Below are 1,071 nucleotides of genomic sequence, written 5' to 3'. Positions count from 1 at the left end.
CATGGACCTGCTGTTCGGCAAACCGCCGAAAATGCTGCGCAGTTTCGAGCGCGAAGATTTTGTGCGTCAGGCGTTCACCACTGAAGATATCGACCTGAAAGAAGCCGGTGAGCGGGTGATGCGCCTGCCGTCCGTGGCCTCCAAGAGCTTCCTGATTACCATCGGCGACCGCTCCATTACCGGGCTGGTGCACCGGGACCAGATGGTTGGCCCCTGGCAGGTGCCGGTGGCTGATTGTGCTGTGACCGCTACCGGCTTTAATCCCAACGCAGACAACAAAACCACAGGCGAAGCCATGGCCATGGGGGAGCGTACCCCGGTGGCTCTGGTGGACGCAGCGGCGTCCGGGCGGATGGCGGTGGCCGAGTCCATCACCAATATTGCCGGCGCCCATCTGGGCGATCTGGGCCAGATCAGCATGTCGGCCAACTGGATGGCGGCAGCGGGTCACCCGGGTGAAGATCAGGCTTTGTTCGATGCGGTGAAAGCGGTGGGCATGGACCTGTGTCCGAAGTTGGGTATCGCCATTCCGGTGGGCAAGGATTCGTTGTCCATGCGCACGGTCTGGAACGACAAGGGCATCGATAAAAGCGTCACCGCACCCATGTCGCTGGTGATTTCTGCCTTTTCCACGGTGACCGACATCGACCTGACGGTGACCCCGGAGCTGAAAACCGGTGTGGACAGCGAACTGCTGCTGCTGGACCTGGGCCGTGGTCAGAACCGCATGGCCGGCTCCGCCCTGGCGCAGGTGTACGGCAAGGTCGGTGATATCGCGCCGGACCTGGACGATGCCAAAGACCTGATCGCTTTCTTCGAGGTGACCCAGCAGTTGCTGGCCGAACGCAAACTGTTGGCCTATCACGACCGCTCCGACGGCGGTCTGTTTACCAGCCTGGTGGAAATGGCCTTTGCTGCCCGCACGGGGCTGGATATTTCCCTGGATCCCCTGGCCGGCGATACCCCGGAAGCCGTGGCGGCGCTGTTTACCGAAGAGCTGGGCGCGGTGTTGCAGGTGGAAAAATCCCACGCGGAAGAAGTGGTTGCCCGTTATGCCGAGGCGGGTCTCGG

General features: G+C 62.1%; 1 protein-coding gene. It reads left to right on the top strand.

Annotated features, from left to right (window positions below; all coding sequences use genetic code 11):
* Positions 1 to 1,071: AIR synthase-related protein (locus A3730_RS24050; protein ID WP_255364313.1), on the top strand; the 1,071-nt coding region annotated here is incomplete at both ends.

The sequence above is a fragment of the Alcanivorax sp. HI0044 genome (genome assembly GCF_001634945.1).
This window is presented reverse-complemented; position numbering and strand designations above follow the sequence as displayed.